Annotated in this window: 19 protein-coding genes, 1 tRNA gene and 1 other RNA gene; 14 read left to right on the top strand and 7 right to left on the bottom strand. The window is 66.8% G+C overall.

All coding sequences use genetic code 11. The features are described 5' to 3' along the window. The first annotated feature begins 9 nt into the window (after positions 1-9). Together J4H85_RS08955 and J4H85_RS08950 are read left to right on the top strand one after the other, a co-directional pair. Positions 10-471 (top strand): peroxiredoxin, encoded by a 462-nt coding sequence (locus J4H85_RS08955; protein WP_208238847.1) that lies wholly within the window; start codon positions 10-12, stop codon positions 469-471. A 68-nt stretch (positions 472-539) separates the two neighbouring features. Further along, positions 540-613, top strand: a tRNA-Val gene (locus J4H85_RS08950). Here the strand turns inward: J4H85_RS08950 and J4H85_RS08945 are convergent. The 3 genes from J4H85_RS08945 to sigK are packed head-to-tail and all read right to left on the bottom strand — an operon-like array spanning position 604 to position 2650. After that, entirely contained in the window at positions 604-1215 is a 612-nt protein-coding gene (locus J4H85_RS08945) for a TetR/AcrR family transcriptional regulator (RefSeq protein WP_208238845.1), read from the bottom strand. The two genes, J4H85_RS08950 and J4H85_RS08945, sit on opposite strands and share 10 nt — an antisense overlap. A gap of 41 nt (positions 1216-1256) precedes the next feature. After that, the gene (locus tag J4H85_RS08940; RefSeq protein WP_208238843.1) at positions 1257-2066 is read right to left on the bottom strand and encodes an anti-sigma factor; all 810 of its coding nucleotides are present in this window, start codon (positions 2064-2066) and stop codon (positions 1257-1259) included. Next, entirely contained in the window at positions 2063-2650 is a 588-nt protein-coding gene (gene sigK / locus J4H85_RS08935; protein WP_243893598.1) for an ECF RNA polymerase sigma factor SigK, read from the bottom strand. The genes J4H85_RS08940 and sigK overlap by 4 nt, the downstream gene beginning before the upstream one ends. Before the next feature lie 382 nt (positions 2651-3032). Between sigK and J4H85_RS08930 the strand changes: the two genes are divergently transcribed. From J4H85_RS08930 to J4H85_RS08920, 3 genes are all read left to right on the top strand, one after another. Continuing rightward, entirely contained in the window at positions 3033-3686 is a 654-nt protein-coding gene (locus J4H85_RS08930; protein ID WP_208238839.1) for a fasciclin domain-containing protein, read from the top strand. Positions 3687-3857: 171 nt separating this feature from the next. Next, positions 3858-4505, top strand: a complete 648-nt coding sequence (locus J4H85_RS08925) for an SDR family oxidoreductase (protein WP_208238837.1) — start codon at positions 3858-3860, stop codon at positions 4503-4505. Between the two features lie 127 nt (positions 4506-4632). Continuing rightward, complete coding sequence (locus J4H85_RS08920; protein WP_208238835.1) at positions 4633-6516, top strand: BCCT family transporter; 1884 nt, start codon at positions 4633-4635, stop codon at positions 6514-6516. A 78-nt stretch (positions 6517-6594) separates the two neighbouring features. Here J4H85_RS08920 and J4H85_RS08915 read toward each other — a convergent pair whose 3' ends face one another. Together J4H85_RS08915 and J4H85_RS08910 are read right to left on the bottom strand one after the other, a co-directional pair. After that, positions 6595-7440 (bottom strand): universal stress protein, encoded by an 846-nt coding sequence (locus J4H85_RS08915; protein ID WP_208238833.1) that lies wholly within the window; start codon positions 7438-7440, stop codon positions 6595-6597. A 26-nt stretch (positions 7441-7466) separates the two neighbouring features. Next, on the bottom strand, positions 7467-8906 hold the full coding sequence (locus J4H85_RS08910) for a glyceraldehyde-3-phosphate dehydrogenase (RefSeq protein ID WP_208240360.1): 1440 nt from the start codon (positions 8904-8906) through the stop codon (positions 7467-7469). Positions 8907-9097: 191 nt separating this feature from the next. Between J4H85_RS08910 and J4H85_RS08905 the strand changes: the two genes are divergently transcribed. The 6 genes from J4H85_RS08905 to rnpB all read left to right on the top strand — a co-directional run bounded on the left by J4H85_RS08905 (position 9098) and on the right by rnpB (position 13838). After that, on the top strand, positions 9098-10003 hold the full coding sequence (locus J4H85_RS08905; RefSeq protein ID WP_208238831.1) for a MetQ/NlpA family ABC transporter substrate-binding protein: 906 nt from the start codon (positions 9098-9100) through the stop codon (positions 10001-10003). Between the two features lie 43 nt (positions 10004-10046). Next, the gene (locus J4H85_RS08900) at positions 10047-11072 is read left to right on the top strand and encodes a methionine ABC transporter ATP-binding protein (RefSeq protein WP_208238829.1); all 1026 of its coding nucleotides are present in this window, start codon (positions 10047-10049) and stop codon (positions 11070-11072) included. Continuing rightward, a complete protein-coding gene (locus J4H85_RS08895; protein ID WP_208238828.1) occupies positions 11072-11731 on the top strand; it encodes a methionine ABC transporter permease in 660 nt (219 codons plus the stop codon). Before J4H85_RS08900 ends, J4H85_RS08895 begins: the two co-directional genes overlap by 1 nt. Positions 11732-11734: 3 nt before the next feature. Next, complete coding sequence (locus J4H85_RS08890; RefSeq protein ID WP_208238826.1) at positions 11735-12577, top strand: Nif3-like dinuclear metal center hexameric protein; 843 nt, start codon at positions 11735-11737, stop codon at positions 12575-12577. Between the two features lie 117 nt (positions 12578-12694). Next, positions 12695-13429, top strand: a complete 735-nt coding sequence (locus J4H85_RS08885) for a zinc ribbon domain-containing protein (protein WP_208238824.1) — start codon at positions 12695-12697, stop codon at positions 13427-13429. 24 nt (positions 13430-13453) lie between these two features. After that, an RNA gene (rnpB, locus tag J4H85_RS08880) (RNase P RNA component class A) lies at positions 13454-13838 on the top strand. A gap of 19 nt (positions 13839-13857) precedes the next feature. On the opposite strand, the gene map is transcribed toward rnpB, so the two are convergent. Next, positions 13858-14727 (bottom strand): type I methionyl aminopeptidase, encoded by an 870-nt coding sequence (gene map, locus J4H85_RS08875; protein ID WP_208238822.1) that lies wholly within the window; start codon positions 14725-14727, stop codon positions 13858-13860. Positions 14728-14775: 48 nt separating this feature from the next. Here map and J4H85_RS08870 point away from each other — a divergent pair, with 48 nt between their 5' ends. The 3 genes from J4H85_RS08870 to J4H85_RS08860 are packed head-to-tail and all read left to right on the top strand — an operon-like array spanning position 14776 to position 19441. Beyond that, positions 14776-14982: a methionine aminopeptidase gene (locus J4H85_RS08870; protein ID WP_307863566.1), complete on the top strand. Its 207-nt coding sequence runs from the start codon at positions 14776-14778 to the stop codon at positions 14980-14982. 42 nt (positions 14983-15024) lie between these two features. Then, positions 15025-16362, top strand: a complete 1338-nt coding sequence (glnA, locus tag J4H85_RS08865; RefSeq protein WP_208238821.1) for a type I glutamate--ammonia ligase — start codon at positions 15025-15027, stop codon at positions 16360-16362. A gap of 13 nt (positions 16363-16375) precedes the next feature. Next, entirely contained in the window at positions 16376-19441 is a 3066-nt protein-coding gene (locus tag J4H85_RS08860) for a bifunctional [glutamine synthetase] adenylyltransferase/[glutamine synthetase]-adenylyl-L-tyrosine phosphorylase (protein WP_208238820.1), read from the top strand. Positions 19442-19468: 27 nt separating this feature from the next. Here J4H85_RS08860 and J4H85_RS08855 read toward each other — a convergent pair whose 3' ends face one another. Next, positions 19469-21025 (bottom strand): aldehyde dehydrogenase family protein, encoded by a 1557-nt coding sequence (locus tag J4H85_RS08855; RefSeq protein WP_208238819.1) that lies wholly within the window; start codon positions 21023-21025, stop codon positions 19469-19471. Positions 21026-21064 lie beyond the last annotated feature (39 nt).

Genomic DNA, 21064 nt, shown 5'->3' with positions numbered 1-21064 from the left:
AGGAGAAGCATGGTCATCGCACCCGGTACCCAGGCCCCCGAATTCACGCTGTCCGATCAGCACGGCACCGAGCTGACGCTCAGCGACCTCGTCGCCGACGGCCCCGTGGCGCTCGTCTTCTTTCCGTTCGCATTCTCGGGCATCTGCCAGGGCGAGCTCTGCGAGCTGCGCGACAATATCTCGCTGTTTGAAGACGCCCAGGTGCGACTCGTCGGCATCTCGATCGATTCCGTATTCACGCTGAAGGCATGGGCCGATCAGGAGGGCTTCGAGTTCTCGCTGCTCTCCGACTTCTGGCCCCACGGCGCGGTGGCGGAGCAATACGGAGTGTTCATCGAGGAGGCCGGCATCGCGACGCGTGCGACGGTGCTCATCGGCCGCGATGGCGCCGTGGCCGCGTCGTTCGCGACCGCGCCGGGTGAGGCTCGCGACCTCGGTGCGTACCGCGAGGCGCTGCAGCACCTGAGCTGACGCGCCGATTCGGTGCCGCTGTCGCTCGTCCCGTAGGATGATCAGGTTGCGGCGCCGAGCCGCGTCACGCGCCCTTAGCTCAGTTGGTTAGAGCATCTCGTTTACACCGAGAGGGTCGGGAGTTCGAGTCTCTCAGGGCGCACCGAAGTTCGCGGCGCCGCTCCAGTGCAGTTCGGCCAGCGCGACTCGTGTCGTCGCGATGGCGGTCTCATCGGTGATCGGGTTCAGCGACGGATACGTCGCTCGTACCGAGAGCGGTGCGGTGAGCAGATCGCAGATCCACTCCAGGTCGCGGGGGATCGGAATCTCGCCCCGCATCACGGCTCGCCCGATGACATCGGTGATGGCGGTCCGCCGCACTTGGAAGAAGTCGTTGACGAAGCGTCGGCAGAGGTCGTCGTCGGTGCGCAGTGCGTCGAGGAATCCCGGCAGGCATCGTTGCAGCAGCGGGTCGCTGAACATCCGGACCTGCTCGCGCTGGATCGCGAGCAGGTCGGCGTCGAGGGACCCCGCGTCCGGTACGTGCAGGTTCGAACTGTACCGCAGCTCGAGCATGTCGAGGAGCAGTTCGGCGATCCCGCCTTCGTACCTGCGGTAGAACGACGGGCGCGTGGTCTTCGCACGGACGACGACCGCGTTGATCGAAAGGGCGTGAAAGCCGGACTCGAGCAGAATCTCTTCAGCCGCCGCGATGAGAGCGGTTTTGACACCGCTCGTCCGCGGTCGCCCCATGGGTTTCGACATGAGAGAACTGTAACGTACCGCGACGGTCCCGAACCCCTGGTTCAGGCTGTGGCGATCGCGAAGAGCGGATCGGTCGTCGGGGCTCCGGTGGGGGAGCCTCCCGCCGGTTCAACCGTGACAGCGATCAGATCTCCCTCAGCCATGTCACCCCCGAGCACGGCGACAGTGCTGTCGTCGCCGGTGGTGAACGTGCCGGCCGAGACCGGCGTCTCCCCGCGCACGTACCAGAGCTCGTATGTCTCCGCGTCGGAGAGCTCGGGAAGACCGTCGACCTCGAGCACCGCGCTTCCGAGATCGGCCGACCAGTGCGCCGTCGCCGTCCCTCCATCGGAGAGCTCGGCCGTCGCCGACTGGGCGTCGGGTGCGCCTTCAACGCGTTCAAGCGCTTGCTGCTCCGCCGAGGGCGGCGAGATGGTGTCGGCGACCCAGGGGCCGACGCCGATCCCGACGACCACGATCAACGACGCCGCCAGCGCGAAAGCACCCGCGCGCCGTTTCCGTGCGGCCCGCTTCGGGTCCACGGCGTCATCCTGCGCGTCATCGGCCGGGGCAGACTCGCTCCGAGCGCCGTCGGTGACCGTGTCACCCGGACCGGAGTCCGGCGCGGTCGACGAAATGCGCTGCTCCGCGGATCCCGTGATCGCGGCGAAGAGCACGGACTTCACCGACGCCGGAGGTTCGACCGGATCGACAGATACCGCAAGGTCGGTCGCGGTCGCTCGATCCTCATCGACGATCCACCGCCACTCGGGATGAGCAGCGAGGGACTCGACGAATCGCAACTCGTCCTCGGTCTCCAGCGCATCGACGGCATACGCCGCTGACAGCTCCGCAAACTCCTGCTGATTCATCGTTCCACCTCCATGACTCGTCGCAGTTTCGTCAGTCCATCTCGCATTCGGGTCTTGACCGTCCCGAGCGGGGCATCGACCAGCACGGCGATCTCGCGCTGACTGTACCCGCCGAAGTACGCGAGGACCAGGGGTTCCCGCTGCGCCTCGGGGAGTTCGGAGAGAGCCCGTGTCGCACGACCGCCGTCGATGCGGACCTGCGCCAGCTCATCGACAGCATCCGGATGGCTGTGCGCATCCCGCACACCGATCCGTTCATCGCGCGTCGTGCTCGCCTGCGCCGACCGGACGCGGTCGACTGCTCGGCGGTGCGCCATGGTGAGCACCCAGGTGCGCGCCCCGCCGCGGGCGGCATCGAACGTGCCCGAGGTCTGCCAGATCTCGAAGAAGACCTCCTGCAGCACCTCTTCGCTCTGCGACCGATCGACGAGCACGCGCAGGATCAGACCGAAGACGCGCGGCGCTAAAAGATCGTAGAACTCTGCGAACGCCCGCTGATCGCCGTCTGCCGAGTCAAGGAGCAGCACCGTCAACGGATCGTGGCCGTCCCCGTCTTCGGAGACCTCGACGCCATCAATCACCATATGTACTAGCATGCCCTATCACCTCCTCATTTTCTCGATACGAAACGCCGTCCGCGAGACTCCCGTGTGCCCGAAGGTGAACGAGTGGGCCTCGACGCCCTGGGGCAAGGTGACCTCCAACATCTCGGAACTGGACTCCGACTCCTTCAGCAGTTCAGAGGATCTCGGCTCTCCCGAGATCTCGCTGCGTCCATGATGTGCTCCCTCTGTCAAAGGGTCATTCGGAGAGAGCGTCGTAACGGATTGGTCACAGGCGACGAAAAAAACTTTGAAGAAATTCCCATCCGGTTCCCACCCCTCTCCGAATGACCCATCAGACCACCGATCAGGGTGGTTCCAGAAGACCACCGATCGGGTGGTTCCAGATGGCAAGGAGGACATCATGTTCGCACAGAAGAAGAAGCTCGGTGCCGCATTCGCAGTGACCTTCGCGGGGGCTCTTGTCCTCGCCGGCTGCTCGACCGGTGGCGATTCCGCTTCGGATGAAGGAATGGAGGAGACGGCTCCTCAGGAAACCCAGACGGAGGAAATGGATCCGGCGGCGAACCTCGTCGGCCCCGGCTGCGAGATGTACGCCGAGCAGGTTCCGGATGGTGACGGCTCCATCCAGGGCATGGCGCAGGATCCGGTCGCGGTTGCCGCGTCGAACAACCCGATGCTGACCACGCTGGTCTCGGCGGTGAGCGGCGAGCTCAACCCCGATGTGAACCTGGTCGACACCCTGAACGGTGACGAGTTCACCGTCTTCGCTCCCGTGGACGATGCATTCGCGAAGATCGACGAGGGCACGATCGACACGCTGAAGACGGACAGCGATCTGCTGACCAAGATCCTCACGTACCACGTTGTCCCCGGCCAGATCGAGCCCGCTGACATTGCGGGTGAGCACGAGACCGTTGAAGGCCAGATGGTCGAGGTCACCGGTGAGGGCGACGAGCTGATGGTGAACGACGCCAACGTCGTTTGCGGCGGGGTCCAGACGGCGAATGCGACCGTCTACCTGGTCGACAGCGTCCTCATGCCGCCGGAGGAGTAAACCAGTATTAGGAACCGCTCCGCATGAGAGGCCGGCGCATCCGTCTGGAGTGAAGACGAATGTCGCCGGCCTCCATGCTGCGGTGGGTGCAGCGGTGCGGGTGTGTACGCCGAGAGCAGAACTGCGCCGATACCCAGCCCCGACCGGTGGTGAGGATCGTAGGCTCGGGTCATGGCACGCATCATTATCATCGGCGGACACGGACACATCGCGCAGCACCTCACCACGCTGCTCGCTGAACAGGGGGACCAGGTGACCTCGGTCATCAGGAACCCCGAACAGACCACCACGGTGACGGACCTCGGCGCTCAGGCGCTCGTGGCCGACATCGAACAGCTCGGCACCGCCGAGATCGCAGCCCTGCTGGCGGAACACGACGCGGTTGTGTGGTCGGCCGGTGCGGGCGGGGGAGACCCGGCGCGAACCTACGCGGTGGACCGAGACGCCGCGATTCGCACCATCGACGCGGCGGAGCAGGCAGGGGTCGACCGGTTCGTCATGGTCTCCTACTTCGGGGCGAGTGCCGATCACGGTATCGACCCGGAGAACTCGTTCTTCGCCTATGCGGAGTCGAAGGCTCAGGCCGACGAACATCTGCGGGCTTCCGGGCTCGCCTGGACCGTGCTGGGGCCGAGCGGCCTCACTCACGACGAGCCGACCGGCGCGATCGATGCGGCGGCCGCAGAGGCCTCCGATGTGCCGCGGGCGGACGTCGCGGCCGTCATTCGCGCGGCGCTCGTCGAGCCGCGCTCCATCCGGCAGACCATTCGGTTCAATGCGGGAGAGACCTCAATCGGCGAAGCGTTGCGCACCGTCTAAGACGGCCGATCGATCCAGATGGCGGGTCGGGGCCTCGGCGAATCAGCCGGGGTCCCGACTTGCGTCTTTCCTCCGCACCCGCGATGGTGGATAGTTGTATCAATCGTCAACGGAATGGATATTCTGCATGGTTCCCCATCAGGAGAACGAACAACACGACGGGGAGACCAGTGCCGCATCGGCTGAAGTCGATGCCCCCACAGGAGAGACGGTCGCGCTGTTCGCGGGTGACGACGACCTCCCCGAGACCGTGCACCTGCACCGTTCGATACAGATCGAGGAGGAGGACTCCGACGAACGGATCTCGGCGAAGCTGCGAAGCCAGGGAGTGCGCATCGGCCGCGGCATGATCGCGCCGGCGGTCTTCTGGCCCGCATTGATCATTATCTTGGGCGTGACGATCTTCTCCATGATCTTCCCGGACAGCGCTGCGGATGGCTTCCAAGGGGTTCAGAGTTGGATCGTCGAGCACCTCGGCTGGTACTACATGCTCATCATCGGCGCATTCATCGGTATCGCCGCCTTCATCGGGTTCTCGCGCCTGGGTCGCATCAAGCTCGGACGTGATGACGACGAGCCCGAGTTCGGTGTGCTCTCCTGGTTCTCGATGCTCTTCGCCGCCGGTATGGGGATCGGTCTCGTCTTCTACGGCGTGGGCGAACCGCTCACGTACGCGACGGTCTCCCCGAAGCCGGGGTGGGACGGCAGCGAGGCGGAGCTCGCCGGCCTGGCGATGGCTCAGACGTTCGTGCACTGGGGTCTGCACCCGTGGGCGATCTATGCCATCATCGGCCTCGCAGTCGCGTACGCGATCCATCGACGCGGTCGACCCGTCTCGATCCGCTGGGCACTCGAGCCGTTGTTCGGCGAACGCGTCAAGGGATGGGTCGGAGACATTATCGATGTCCTGGCGATCGTCGGTACGGTGTTCGGGGTTGCGACGTCGCTCGGACTCGGTGTGCAGCAGATCTCTGCCGGCCTCTCCGAGATCGGCATCGTGGACCGTCCGAGCAATACCCTGCTCGTCGTGCTCATCCTCGTCATCTCGCTCATCGCGATGATCTCCGTCGTCAGCGGCATCGGCGCGGGCATGAAGTGGCTGTCCAACATCAACCTCTCGATGGCGGGGATCCTGCTCATCAGCGTGCTCCTTCTCGGGCCCACGCTGTTCCTCTTCCAGACGCTGACCGAGTCGATCGGCTACTACCTGGCGAACTTCATGGGAATGACCTTCGATGTAGGCGCCTTCCAAGCCGGTGAGGCGAACAGCTGGTTCGCCGACTGGACGATCTTCTACTGGGGATGGTGGATCTCGTGGTCCCCGTTCGTGGGCATCTTCATCGCACGCATCTCACGAGGTCGTACGATCCGCGAGTTCATCGCGGGCGTGATGCTCGTGCCGACCATCGTGGGCTTCATCTGGTTCTCGGTGATGGGAGGGAGCGGGCTGTTCCGCCAGCTCTTCGGCGAGGGGGACCTCGTCGAGGACGGAGCGGTGAACGTCGAGAGCGCACTCTTCCAGATTCTCGGAGACCTGCCGTGGGGCACGGTCTTCTCGGTCATCGGCATCCTGTTGGTGGCGATCTTCTTCGTCACCTCGTCGGACTCCGGCTCTCTCGTGGTCGATATGCTCGCCTCGGGCGGTCACCCCAACCCCCCGACCTGGTCGCGTGTGCTCTGGTCGCTCATCGAGGGAGCCGTGGCGATCGCTCTGCTGCTCGCGGGAGGCCTCCAATCATTGCAGGCCGCCGCACTGGCGACCGCGCTGCCGTTCAGCATCATCCTGCTGCTCATGAGCTGGGCGACGCTCCGAGCGCTCCGTATCGACGACAAGGTCCTCGCGCGTGCGCAGCTGCAGGAACGACTGGAGCTGGTGACGCAGCACGTCACCGATGAGTGGGCGAGCACTATCGCCGACCGACAAGAGGTCGAACAGTACGTCGACGACCGCATCGACTACCGTTTGTCGCGCTCGCGGGGCGCGCGCCCGAAGCGGCCGCCGCGCAGCTGACACGGTGACACGACGGCGCCGGTGCGATCCCCGAGAGGATCGCACCGGCTCTGTCGTCTGCGCGAGCGGCTCGCGGGATCAGCCGCGGGTCACGACCGTGGGGCAGGGCAGAGCCTGCAGCACGCCGTGGCTCACGGAGCCGAGGAGCAAACGAGAGATCCCGCCGCGCCCGCGGCTGCCGACCACGAGCATCTCGGCGCCTTCTGCGGCCTGGACGAGCGCGGCGACCGGCGGTGCCTGCACGATTTCACGTCGCACCTCGAGGTCGGGGTACTCCGATGCGAGTCCGGCCGTGCCGATGGCGATCGCCTCCTCCGCCGCGGTCCGCTGCGACTCGACGAGCTCCTCGCTCCAGAGATACTCCAGGCCCGGGGTGAGCGGAGGCATCCAGGCGTAGACCGCGATCAGCGGAAGCCTGCGACGGGAAGCCTCTTTCGCGGCATAGGCGATCGCGTGGCGAGCGGCCTCCGAGCCGTCGATTCCGACGACGATGCCCGCGTTGGGAGCGGGGTCGGTCTCGGGAACGACGGCGACGGGGCAGTGCGCCACGGCCGCGACCTTCACCGCACGGGTGCCGAAGAAGGAACCCGCGAGGCGTCCGCCCTGGTGTGCGCCCAGCACGAGCAGATCCGCACGCTTCGAGGCTTCTTCGACTTCGGCGATCGGGTGTCCGACGACCGCCGTGCCCGAGACCTCACCGGTGAATCCGAGCGACTTCGCGTACTCGCACTCGGTCTGCAGCATCTGCTGGGAGGCCTGCTGCGCTTCGGAGAGAAACGCCACGCTCTCCGAGAGGAAGGAATCATCCGCGACGTGGAGCAACTCCACGCTCGCTCCGCGCTCCGTCGCACGGGCGAGACCCCATGCCAGAGCGACACGGCTCTGCTCGGAGCCGTCGACCCCGATGATGTATTTCTCCGACATGGTGTCTCCTTTCGATGCTGCCCGATCTAGGGGGTGAGCTGCGGACGGTGCGCGGGATGCGAACCGGCGAGCTGCTCGATGATGCGGATGACCTGGCAGCTGTAGCCGTACTCGTTGTCGTACCAGACGTAGAGCACGGCGCTGTCGCCGGTCACGATCGTCGCGAGTCCGTCGACGATGCCGGCGCGGTTGCTGCCGACGAAGTCCGTCGACACGATCTCCGGCGACTCGACGAAGTCGATCTGCGTGCGCAGGGCCCCCGTCAGCGACACCTGCCTGAGGTGATCGTTCAGTTCATCGCGCGTGGTCTCGGTGCCGAGCTGGAGATTCAGGATGGCGAGCGACACATCGGGGGTGGGCACGCGGATCGCATTGCCCGTCAGCTTCCCGGCGAGCTCGGGCAGCGCTTTCGCCACGGCCTTCGCCGCACCGGTCTCGGTGATGACCATATTGAGCGCGGCCGAACGACCGCGGCGATCGCCCTTATGGAAGTTGTCGATCAGGTTCTGATCGTTCGTGTACGAGTGCACCGTCTCGACGTGGCCCTGCGTCACGCCGTACGCGTCGTTCAGCACCTTGAGCACGGGCGTGATCGCGTTCGTCGTGCAGGAGGCCGCGCTCAGGATCGTCTCATCCGCGGTGATGCGATCGTTGTTCACGCCGTACACCACGTTGAGCATGTCGCCCTTGCCCGGAGCCGTCAGCAACACGCGCGCGATGCCCTGGTTCTGGAGATGCTGGCCGAGGCCCTCGGCATCCCGCCAGCGCCCGGTGTTGTCGACGAGGATCGCGTTCTCGATGCCGTACTGCGTGTAGTCGACCTGCGACGGATCATTCGCGTAGATCACCTGGATGCGGACACCGTTCGCGAGGATCACATCCTCCTCGGGGACGACCTTGATCGTGCCGTTGAACGGTCCGTGCACCGAGTCGCGGCGCAAGAGGTTCGCGCGCTTCACGAGATCGCTCTCACTGCCCTTGCGCACCACGATGGCGCGCAGGTTGAGCGTGTTCCCGCTCCCTGCGTGGTCGATGATGATGCGCGCGAGGAGACGGCCGATCCGTCCGAAGCCGTAGAGGACCACGTCGGTGCCGCGTGCCGGCTGCGCGTCGACGCTGTCGCCGAGCGCGTCGCGCAGGTAGGACTCGAGATCGGAGGAACCCGACGCCCGGAAGCCGTTTGCGAGCAGTGCGAGATCGACCGAAACGGGTCCGGGCTGGATCACGCTGAGCGCCTCGACGACAGCGCAGGTCTCCGAGAGCGGCAGCTCCACCTCATCGATCTTGCGTGCGAAGCTGTGCGCACGGATGATATCGATCGCCGAGCGGCCGACCAGGCTGCGACCGTGCACCGACATCACGACGTCGTGGTTGCGGTAGAGCTGGCCGATCAGCGGAATCATTCGCTCCGCGAGTTCCTGCTTGTTCTTCCACTCTTCGAGGTGAGCGTTCGCCCGCTGGATCATGTGATCGGGTGGTCCTTCCGTGGTGAGGAGTTTCGGCCTGCCCGCCGGTGCCGTCTGGCATCCATTCCAGTATCCCATGTCCTCGACGTCACGTGGCGTCATCGAAGTTTTGCGCGCGCCGGGCGGTGCACCATGCTGGTGCGGTGACCGTGCGCGTGCGCGCGCACCCAGATGCTCAAGAGGAGAGACACATGGCATTCACGAGAAGCGGCCGGATCGCCGCATCGATCGCAGTTCTCGCGCTCGGCACGGCCGGGCTCGCCGGCTGCGCCGGAAACGACGGCGGAGGCTCGGGTTCGGGCGGTGGGGACGACGAGACGGTGACCATCGGCGTGGTGGGCGCCAGCGACCCGTACTGGCAGACCTTCACGGATGCCGCTGCGGAGGAGGGCATCACGGTCGAGCTGCAGGACTTCGCCGAGTACACGCAGCCGAACCCGGCGCTCTCCGAGGGCGAGCTGGACCTCAACCAGTTCCAGCACCTGCAGTACCTCGCCGATTACAACATCTCCAACGAGGACGATCTCGTCCCGATCGGTGCGACCGCGATCTATCCGCTCGGCCTCTTCTCGACCACGCACGACTCGCTCGAGGAGATCCCGGACGGTGGAACCGTCGCGATCCCGTCGGACCCCAGCAACCGGGCGCGCGCACTGAACGTCCTGCAGGAGGCCGGACTGGTCGAACTCAGCGACGGCGGTACCTTCGCGTCCGAGCCGAGCGATGTCGAAGACAGCTCGCGCGTCGAGGTCATGGAGATGGACGCGTCGTTCACGGCGACGTCGCTCGCCGACGTCGACGCCGCGGTCGTGAACAACGACTTCGTGACCGATGCCGGCCTCGAGTTCGATGAGGCGCTCTTCCAGGACGACCCCGAGGCGGAGAGCGCGCAGCCGTTCATCAACGTCTTCGCGGCGCGCGCGGACGACGCGGAGAACGAGACGTACCAGAAGCTCGTCGAGATCTACCAGACCAACCAGGACGTGCAGGACGGCGTCTACGAGAACTCGGGCGACAGCGCTATCCTGCTGGATACACCGGTCGAAGAGCTCCAGCAGATCCTGCGGGATGCCGAAGACCAGATCCGAGAGAACTAGGGCTCATCGCAGCCACTGAGCGAAACACCGGCGGGGGAGATCGATGACGCGTGTGCAATTGCGCGGGGTGGGAAAGATCTACCCCGGCCGGCGGGGGAGCGACCCCGTCGTCGCGGTGGAAGACGTCTCGATCGACGTCGCCTCCGGTGAGATCCACGCGATCATCGGCTACTCCGGGGCCGGGAAGAGCACGCTGCTGCGCCTCGTGAACGGTCTCGAGGCCGCGACCTCGGGCACGATCCTCGTCGGCGACGACGACATCACGGGTCTGCCGGAGTCGCGGCTTCGCGCCGTTCGCGGGAAGATCGGCATGATCTTCCAGCAGTTCAACCTCTTCCACGCCAAGACCGTTGCGAAGAACGTCGAGTATCCCCTGATCGTCGCGGGTATGCCCGCCGCCGAGCGACGCGCTCGCGTGGCGGAACTGCTCGACTTCGTCGGTCTCGGCGGGCGAGCCAAGGCGTACACCGACCAGCTCTCCGGCGGGCAGAAGCAACGGGTGGGCATCGCACGCGCGCTCGCCACCAACCCCGGTGTGCTGCTCGCCGACGAGGCCACCAGCGCGCTCGACCCGGAGACGTCGCGCGAGGTGCTGCGTCTGCTGAGCCGGGTGAATCGTGAGTTCGGAATCACGATCCTGCTCATCACGCACGAGATGGAGGTCGTCCGGGAGATCGCCCACCGGGTGACCGTGATGGATGACGGGAAGGCGGTGGAGCAGGGCAGCGTCTTCGACGTCTTCTCGAACCCGCAGGCCCCGACATCGCAGCGGTTCGTCGCCACGGCCCTGCCCACGACGCCAGCGGAAGAGCACCTCGCCGATCTGCGCGCGCGACACCGCGGGTCCCTCGTGTCGGTCACGCTCCGAGACGGCGGCGTCGATCAGCCGGTCATCTTCTCGACGCTCGCGGCGCGAGGAGTGAGTGTCAGCATCGTGCACGGCGGCGTCACCGAGGTCGGTGGGCGCAGCTTCGGTCGCGTGACGCTCGAACTCATCGGTGAGGAGACCGCAGTGGCCGAGGCGATCACCGCACTGCAAGCCGAAGCCGAACTGGAGGTACTGAGCTGATGGACAGTCTTGTCGGCCTCGGCCCTCAGATCTGGGACGCCACACTCGAGACCCTGACCTATGTCGCGATCGCCATGGTCATCGGCGGCCTCTTCGGCCTCGTCTTCGGCGTCCTGCTCACCGTGTGCCGCCAGGGCGGCATCCTGCAGAACCGACCGGTGTTCTGGGTCCTGAACCTGGTGGTGAACTTCTTCCGGCCGATCCCGTTCGTCATCCTGATCGCGGCGCTGCAACCGCTCGCCCGCGTGGTCGTCGGCAAGGGCATCGGCGATGCCGCCCTCATCTTCACGCTGTCCTTCGCAGCTGCGTTCGGCATCGCCCGTCTCGTGGAGCAGAACCTGCTGACGGTCGCCCCGGGCGTGATCAAGGCAGCTCGAGCGATGGGCGCCGGTCCGATCCGGATCATCCTGACGGTCTTGATTCCCGAGGGCCTCGGTCCGCTGATTCTCGGCTACACCTTCGCTTTCATCGCGGTCATCGACATGACCGCGATCGCCGGAGTGATCGGCGGTGGCGGCCTCGGTAGCTTCGCCCTGCAGTACGGCTATCGCCAGTTCGAACCGGTGGTCACGTGGACGGCAGTGGCGATCATCGTGATCATCGTGCAGCTGGTCCAGCTGCTCGGAAATGTGCTCGCGCGGAAGATCCTGAGGAGATAGCCGATGCCCGACCAGCAGCACACGCTCGCCGACCTGCGGCGCGTCGCCGAGCAGTACTGGCCGGAGGCCTCCGCCGAAGCGTGGGATCGCGTCGGACTGGTGAGCGGACGGGATACCGACCCGCTCCGTCGGATCCTCCTCGCCGTCGATGCCGTCGATGCGACGATCGATGAGGCGATCTCGACCGAATCCGATGTCCTGCTGACGCACCACCCGCTGCTGCTCAGGGGGGTGCACAGTGTCGCCGAGGACACCGCGAAAGGCGCCCTCCTCGCGAGACTCATCAGAGGCGGATGCGGACTGCTCGCCGCCCACACCAACGCCGACATCCCGGCGGACGGCGTCTCCGATGTCATCGCGACGCGTCTCGGGCTCCGGGAGACCCGCCCGATCGTGCCGAGCGAACGGCTCGCGGACGCGAGTGTCGGACTCGGACGGATCGGCCGCCTCGCCGACCCGATCACGCTCGAGATATTCGCCGAACGCATCGCCGATGCGCTGCCGCCGACGGTGAGCGGGGTCCGTGTCGCGGGCGATCCAGACCGATTCGTGCAGCGCGTCGCACTCTGCGGTGGAGCCGGCGACAGCCTGCTCGACCACCCCGCAGTGAAACAGGCGGACGTGTTCGTGACGAGTGATCTCCGTCATCACCCCGCGCAGGAGTCGCTCGAGCAGAGCCTCGTCGGAGGCGGCCCGGCGCTGATCGATGTCTCCCACTGGGCGAGCGAGTCGCTGTGGCTCGAGGGAGCGGCCGAGCGCATCGGAGCAGCGCTCCCCGGCGTCGACGTGCGTGTGAGTGCCACGCGCACCGATCCGTGGACATTCGCGCGAGGCGCAGAGGTCTGACCTGTGAACGTCCGCGCACCTTCGAGTGCGCAGTTCGTCGGGCGTGATTGCATCTGAAGCCAGAGGACGTGCGATCTCGACGCGGGCGACACCGGTGCGACCGGTAGGCTGGACGCTATGAAGGCCAGTCCCCGCCAGCAGCTGCTGCTCCTCGACCTGCAGGATCTCGATACGGGCACGGCCCGTCTGATGCGCAAGCGCCAGCAGATCCCCGAACGAGCCGAGTTGGAATCGTTCTCGGGGGAGATGTCCGATGTGCGCGAGCAGTTCATGACGGCGCAGCGGGAACTCGATGGGCTTCGCGCCGATCTCGCGCGCAGCGAATCCGACGTCGCCACCGTCGCGGAACGTCGTCGGCGCGACGAACGACTGCTCGAAGCGAGCACCTCGAGCAAGGAGGCGCAGGCCCTGCAGAGCGAGCTCGAGACGCTCGCGCGACGCACCGCAACGCTCGAGGATCGCGAACTCGAACTCATGGAGGCGGTCGAGGCATCGGAGACGCGTTTCGCCTCCGCAGAGACGGCGCTCTCCGAACTCAACGAACGGCGCGGCACCCTGCTGGCAGCGATCGCGGCCGCCGAGCGGGCCATCGACGCCGATCTGGCCAGGACGGCGAAGGAGCGGGACGGGGTCGCCGCAGAGCTGCAGCGCGACCTGCTCGATCTGTACGAGATCACGAGGAAGCGCGTCGGCATCGGCGCAGCGCGGCTGCGCGGAAACGTTTCGGAGGCGAGCAACATGGCGCTGGCCCCGGGCGAGCTCGCGAATATCCGCGCGGCGGCACCCGACGATGTCGTGTACTGCCCGGGCACGGGGGCGATCCTCGTTCGGGTGGACGAGTCCGCATCTTGAGCTCCGCTAGACTGGTGCGCGGAATGGGTCGGTGAGACGGTCGCGTCACGGTGCTGCTTCGGCGGACCGTGCCGAGGAACGTCCGGGCTCCGCAGGGGAGAACGGTGGGTAACACCCACCCGGGGCAACCCGCGAGAAAGTGCAACAGAGAGTAGACCGCCCGCACGGTTCGCCGGAGCGGGTAAGGCTGAAAGGGTGGTGTAAGAGACCACCGGCGCCCGTGGCGACACGGGCGGCCAGGTAAACCTCGTTCGGAGCAAGGCCAGACAGAGGATGACGACGCGCCCCGCCGAGTCCTCGGGTAGGCCGCTAGAGGGTGCCGGCAACGGCGCCCCGAGAGAGATGACCGTCACCCCGGGGTCGAGAGATCACCGGGGGACAGAACCCGGCGTATGATCCGGCCCATTCCCCTCACTGCCGCCGCCCGGTCACTCCGAGACGGTCAGCAGCTCGAATCCGCTGTCGGTGATGTGCACGGTGTGTTCGAACTGCGCGGTGATACTGCGATCACGGGTGGTCACCGTCCAATCGTCGCTCCACATGTCCCACTCGTGGGTGCCCAGTGTGAGCATCGGCTCGACCGTGAAGACCATGCCCGCGCGGATCACATCGTCGTACTGCGGGGCGGAGTCGTAGTGCGGAATGATGAGACCGGTGTGAAACGCGGCTCCCACGCCGTGACCGGTGAAGTCGCGCACGACGCCGTACCCGAACCGCTTCGCATAGGTCTCGATCACGCGCCCGATGATGTTCACCTGCCGGCCAGGCCGTGCGGCCTTGATGCCGCGCATCATCGCTTCGTGGGTGCGCTCGACGAGTGCATCGACCTCTTCCCGCACGTGGCCGACGCGGAAGGTGCGATTCGTGTCGCCGTGCATCCCCTCGAGATACGCCGTGATGTCCACGTTGACGATGTCTCCGTCTCGCAGGACCGTGTCGTCCGGGATCCCGTGGCACACGACCTCGTTGACCGATGTGCAGCAGGACTTCGGGTATCCCCGGTATCCGAGCGTGGACGGGTAGGCACCCGCAGCCACGACGAACTCGTGCGCCACCCGGTCGATCTCCTCGGTCGTGACGCCGGGCCGGATGACGGCGCCGACCGCGTCCAGCGCCTGCGACGCGATGCGACCCGCTGCGCGGATGCGACCGATCTCCGCCTCGGTGTAGGTGTTGCCGCCCGAGTACGGCGGGGGTGTCGACAGGCCCACGTACGGGGGCCTGTCGATCGATCCGGGAACTGATCGCTCGGGGGACACCCGTCCCGGGACGAGGTGATCGTGTGCATCGAAGGGCATGGGTCTAGTCTAGGAGGCGAGCAGCAGCCGATCCTTGAGGAGGGACCCGTGAGCAAGCGCGATTGGGGCATCGACGACCCGCAGGAGACGTACTGGTACAACACGCGGACCGGGGAAGTCGAGGACGGGCCGCAGTCGCTTTCGAAGGACCGCATCGGCCCGTTCGCGAGTCGTGAGGAGGCGTCTCGCGCCCCGCAGGTCGTGGAGGAGCGTGCGCGCGAGTGGGCCGCGGAGGACGCGCGAGAAGACCGGTGAGACCAGTAGGCTGACAGGACGACCGTACGGAAAGGGGCTCGCGTGAGCAAACAGCGTGATTTCGCACTCCGCACCATCGAAGAGCGTGGCGTCAGGTTCGTACGCCTCTGGTTCTCAGATGTGTCGGGCACGCTCAAGTCAGTCGCCCTCGCCCCCGCCGAGGTCGAAGGGGCTTTTAGCGAGGGCATCGGTTTCGATGGGTCGGCGATCGAAGGGCTGACGCGCGCCTATGAGTCTGATCTGCTGGCGATTCCGGATCCGTCGACGTTCCAGTTGCTGCCGTGGCGCAGCACGACCGAGCCGACGGCTCGCATGTTCTGCGACATTCGCACGCCGAACGACGAGCCCGCGGTGGCCGATCCCCGGAACGTCCTGAAGCGGACATTGGCGCGCGCGGCGGAGCTCGGGTTCACGTTCTACACGCACCCCGAGATCGAGTTCTATTTGCTGCAATCGCAGCACTTCGGCCCGGAGGGGCCGGTGCCGGTCGACCGCGCGGGGTACTTCGACAATGTCCCGGGCGGGACCGCTCACGACTTCCGCCGCGAGAGCGTGAACATGCTCGAGGAGCTCGGCATTTCGGTCGAATTCAGTCATCACGAGGCCGGACCCGGCCAGAACGAGATTGACCTCCGCTACGCCGACGCGCTCACGATGGCCGACAACATCATGACGTTCCGCACGGTGGTGAAGGAGGTGGCGATCTCGCAGGGCGTGTACGCGACCTTCATGCCGAAGCCGTTCGCCAATCATCCCGGATCGGGGATGCACACCCACTTCTCGCTGTTCGAGGGCGACACGAACGCGTTCTACGATCCCGGTGCGAAGTACCAGCTTTCGCAGACGGGCCGTCGATTCGTCGCAGGCTTGCTCCGCCATGCGCCCGAGATCACCGCGGTGACGAACCAGTACATCAACTCCTACAAGCGCCTGTGGGGCGGCGACGAGGCACCGTCCTTCGTCAGCTGGGGGCACAACAATCGCTCCGCCCTGGTGCGCGTGCCGATGTACAAGCCGGGCAAGGGCGGCGCCGCCCGAGTGGAGTACCGTGCACTCGACAGCGCCGCGAACCCGTATCTCGCATTCTCGGTGCTGCTCGCGGCTGGACTGAAGGGCATCGAGGAGGAGTACGAGCTCCCCCCGGAGGCCGAGCACAACGTGTGGGAGCTCAGCGACGGCGAACGTCGCGCACTCGGATTCGATGCGCTGCCGAACGGCTTGGATCACGCGCTGGCGGTCATGGAGCGGTCGGAGCTCGTTGCCGAGACGCTCGGAGAGCAGGTCTTCGCCTACTTCATCCGCGATAAGCGACAGGAAGTCGCCGCGTACCGCAATCAGGTGACGCCGTTCGAGCTCGACTCGATGCTCGGTACCGTCTGAGGTCGGTTCGCGCATGATCCCCGAGCGCTCGCACAGGCTCTCCGATCTCGCCCGCGCGGGATTCCAGGAGCTGACGGAGGCGCAGACCCGTTTGCAGGCGCTCCTGGAGCACACGTCCGGCGTGTCCTTGACAGAGATTCTCGACGACCTCTCGTGCGCCGCCGATCCGGATGCCGCCCTGATCCGTTGCAGCGCGTTCGCCGAGCGGCATCCCGGCCGACTGAGCGCGCTGTCGCCTGAGCAGCGGCGGCGCCTGGCGATCCTCGTCGGGGCCTCGCCTGCGCTCGGGGACTTCTTCTGCAGAGTGCCCGATCGTCTGGAGGAGATCCTCGCCGCAGAGGGCCGAGTGATCGATGGTGCCGAAGCCACGCGCGAACTCTCCGCGGCGGTCGACGGCATGGTCGGGGAGCAGGGGTGGAACGCCCTGAGATCGCGCTACCGGCAGTTGCTCGCCGAAGTCGCACTGTTCGACCTGCTCGCGGGCTGGTCCGGCGACGCCACCGATGTGTTCGAAGATGTCGCCCGTTCGCTGGCCGCGCTCGCGGACGGAGCGATGGAGGCGGCGCTCTCGCTCGCGCGTGCGTCGCTGGTCGCCGGGGAGAGCGGCCCGCCCGTCCCGCAGAAGCGCATCGATGCGGTGCGCCTGGCGGTTGTCGCGATGGGCAAGTGCGGCGCGGAGGAGCTCAACGTCGTGTCCGACGTGGACGTGATGTTCATCGTCGACACCGCCGACGCGGACGTCATCGATGACGAGGCGCTCATGAGGCTCGGGACGCGGCTCGCGCGCGAGATGATGCGCGCGATCCACGATCCCGCACTCGAGCCTCCGCTCTGGCAGATCGACGCGAACCTGCGTCCCGAGGGGCGCCACGGACCTCTCGTGCGCACGCTGTCATCGATGACCGCCTACTACGACCGCTGGGCGAAGGCCTGGGAGTTCCAGGCGCTGCTGAAGGCTCGACCTGCAGCGGGCGACCGCGACCTGGGCGGTGAGTTCGTCGCGCGCACGCGACCGCTCGTCTGGGCCTCGGCGACGCGCGAGGACTTCGTGGGCTCGGTTCAGCGCATGCGCCAGCGCGTGACCGAGCACATCGACGATGACGACCTCGAGGTGCAGCTGAAGCTCGGTCCAGGCGGGCTGCGCGACATCGAGTTCAGCGTGCAGCTGCTGCAGCTGGTGCACGGGCAATACGATGAGCGACTCGATGTCCGAGGCACCATTCCCGCGCTCGAAGCCCTCGTGACCGAGGGGTATGTCGCTCGGAGCGATGCGACGCGCCTCGCGGCAGATTACCGCTTCCTCCGCGTCCTCGAGCACCGACTGCAACTGCGCGAGCTGCGTCGCACGGCGCTCATGCCTCGTGATGAGGAGGGTCTGCGAGTCCTGTCGAGAGCGAGCCGTCTGGCGCGCACGGGCTCCGCGCTCAGGGAACGGTGGCAGATCGTGAAGCGCGACGTGCGCGAACTGCACCTGAAGATCTTCTACGCCCCGCTGCTCAGCGCCGTTGCCGCATTGCCCGAAGAGGAGCTGGTGCTCGGCAGCGCGGAGGCGCGCGCACGACTGACGAGCATCGGTTTCCGCGATCCCGATGGAGCGATCCGACACCTCGCGGCACTCACCAGGGGAACATCGCGGCGTGCCAAGATCCAGCGCAACCTCATGCCCGTGCTGCTGCAGTGGCTGTCAGACGGCACCGACCCCGACTTCGGCCTCCTGGCCTTCCGCCGGGTGAGCGAGGCCAATCAGGACACCCCGTGGTATCTGCGGCTCCTCCGCGACGGAACGGTGGCGGGCGAGCGTCTGATGCGGGTACTGTCGTGCTCGCGCTTCGTCGCCGATCTTCTCGAGAGCATGCCGGAGTCCGTGGCCTGGCTCGAACGCGCGGAATCTCTTGAGCCTCCGGCACTGCAGGCGCTGCTCGACGAGATGCGCGCCCTCGCCTCGCGGCGGGACTCGATCGACGATGCGGCGTCGGCGCTGCGCATCGTGCATCGGCGTGAGATCTTGCGCCTGGCGATGGGCCGCGTCATCGGAGTGACCGATGATGACGAAGTCGCACGGGGCCTGAATGCGGCGCACACCGCGCTCCTCGATGGCCTGCTTCTCGCGCTGCGACGCACGCGCCCCGATGACGACGCGATCGAGCTCACGCTGATCGGCATGGGCAGGTTCGGCGGAGGAGAGATGGGATTCGGCTCCGATATCGATCTGATGGCCGTTTGCCGGGCACCAGAATCCGGCGCGCCGGACGACACGTTGAAACGGGCCTCCGGACTCGTCGCCGAGCTCAGACGTCTCATCTCGGATCCGCGCTTCCCGGTCGATCTCGACTTCGATCTTCGGCCCGAGGGCAAGAATGGGCCTCTCGTCCGCAGCCTCGAATCCTATCGTGCCTACTATGCCCGGTGGTCGGTCACCTGGGAGACTCAGGCGCTCCTCCGCGCGCGCCCGGTCGCAGGCTCCGCCCAGCTGGGGCGCGACTTCGTGGCCCTCGCCGATGAGCTCAGGTACCCCGCCGAGTTCCCCGAGCAGTCGATCCGAGAGGTACGACGCATCAAAGCCCGCGTCGAGTCCGAGCGCCTGCCGCGCGGCGTCGAGCCGAACCGGCACCTGAAGCTCGGCCCTGGAGGCATCAGCGATGTCGAATGGCTCGTGCAGCTCATCCAGCTGGAGCATGGATCCAGGCATCCGGACCTGCGCACCGTGTCGACGCTCGGGGGGCTCGCCGCTGCGGTGTCGCTGGAGTACCTCAGCGACGAGTCGGGTGAGCACCTGGAGGAGTCCTGGCGCTTTGCCAGCGAGATCCGCTCCGCCGGACGCCTCTGGTCGGGGAAGTCGTCGAACGTGCTGCCGTTCGCGCGCGAGGACCTCGAGGGGATCGCCGGCGTGCTGGGACTGCCGAGCGGGCAGACGACCGAGCTGGAGGAACGCTGGCTCTCTGTCGCGCGCCGCGCGCGAGCGGTCTTCGAGCGCGAGTTCTTCGGGTACTCGGAATCTGACGAACGTTTTCCCTCGCACAGCACGCCGATCCCTACGGGGTGGGGCGACCAGCGGCGGGATCGCTCCGGCGCTCAATGAGCCTCGGAGCGATCCCGCGTACGCGCTTCAGCGTGTCGATCGAGCAGCTGCCGCCCGCGTCCCCCAGGACAGTGATTCTCCTGGAGCGCTCCGGGCTGGCGTCGTGCCGCCCTGCTCCGCATCCGTGTGATCTCGCAGTTCCGGGGGGAGGAACGCCGGGGGCGCATCCTGGTACGCGACGGGCCGCAGGAACCTGGTGAGTGCGGCGGTACCGACGGACGTGCTCGTGTCGAGGGTCGTCGCCGGCCACGGGCCGCCGTGCTGCTGGGCCGGAGTGACGGCGACACCGGTCGGCCACCCGTCGAAGAGGACGCGTCCGGAGTGTGTCGCGAGGGCGTCGACGAGGAGATGCAGGTCGTCGTCGGCGGGCGGGCGGGCGGCCTCGTCTGCGCTCAGATGCAGCGTGCCGGTGAGGCTGCCCTCGATGAACTCGCTCACGAGGGGGGCGAGCGGCGTGTCTTCGGGAACGTCGATCACGAGGGAGAACGGGCCGAACACTTCGTCTGCAAGGATCTCCCGGTGGGAGCGCAGGACCGCCAGCGGTACGCGAAGCAGCGTTGGCGTCGCCCATCCCTGACCGTTCTCGTCGCGTCGGAACGATCCCGCGATGACCGGGTCGACCCCGTCGATGGCCTGAGCCGCCTGGACAGCGACTTCGTAGGTATCGGCGACGCGCTGATTGAGTAGGCGGTGCTCGGCAAGCGGCGCGTCGGGGGCGTCGGCGGCAGCCCGCACGGCCGTGATGAACCGATCTGCCACCGGTGCGGGTACGAAGAGCAGTCCGGGCTTGGTGCACAGCTGACCCGCGGATCCGGCGACACTGGCCACATACCCTGTGCCGAGCGCATCCGCCCGTTCCTCCACCGCGTCGGCGGTGATGAAGACGGGGTTCACACTGCCGAGCTCGCCGTAGAAGGGGATGGGAGCGGGGCGTGACGCCGCGACATCTGCGAGGATGCGGCCGCCGTGCGTCGAACCCGTGAAGGCACCGGCACGGATACGGGAATCTCGAAGCGCTGCGACTCCGGCGTCCTGACCGAAGATGATTTGCAGCGTGCCGTGCGGCAGACCCCGATCGGCGATCACGCGCTGAGCGACTGCGGCGGTCGCCTGAGAGAGCTCCGGGTGTCCGGAGTGCGCCTTCACGATGAGCGGGCATCCTGCGGCGAGGATCGACGCGGAATCGCCGCCGAGCACCGAGAACGCGAACGGAAAGTTCGATGCCGCGAAGTTCAGCACCGGCCCCAGCGGGAGGTGGGTGCGGCGCAGGTCGGGTCGCGCGCCGAGCACGTAATCGGGGTCTGCTGCGTCGATGCGCGGGTCGAGGAATGCGCCGGCAACCGTCTCATCGGCGAAGAGCCGGAGTTGCACGATGGTACGAGTGACCTCGCCGTTCAGCCGAGTCTCCGTGAGGCCGGTCTCGCGCTGCGCGATCGCGACCAGCGGCGCCCGCTCCTCGTCGAGCGCGTCGGCGAGCGCGAGCAGGAGGTCCGCTCGAACCGGAGGTGTCAGTGCTGCGAGCAGCGGCGCCGCTTGCGCGGCGTGTTCGAGGAGAGTGCCGAGTTCGGCTTCGGTCGTGTGCATGGAGCTCCGTTCTGGATCGGTCGGGGAGAGGACGGTTCG

This window comes from Leucobacter tardus, assembly GCF_017583045.1.
Classification (GTDB): Bacteria; Actinomycetota; Actinomycetes; order Actinomycetales; family Microbacteriaceae; genus Leucobacter; species Leucobacter tardus.
Note: the sequence above shows the minus strand (reverse complement) of the source record. Positions and strands in the feature narration are given on the sequence as shown.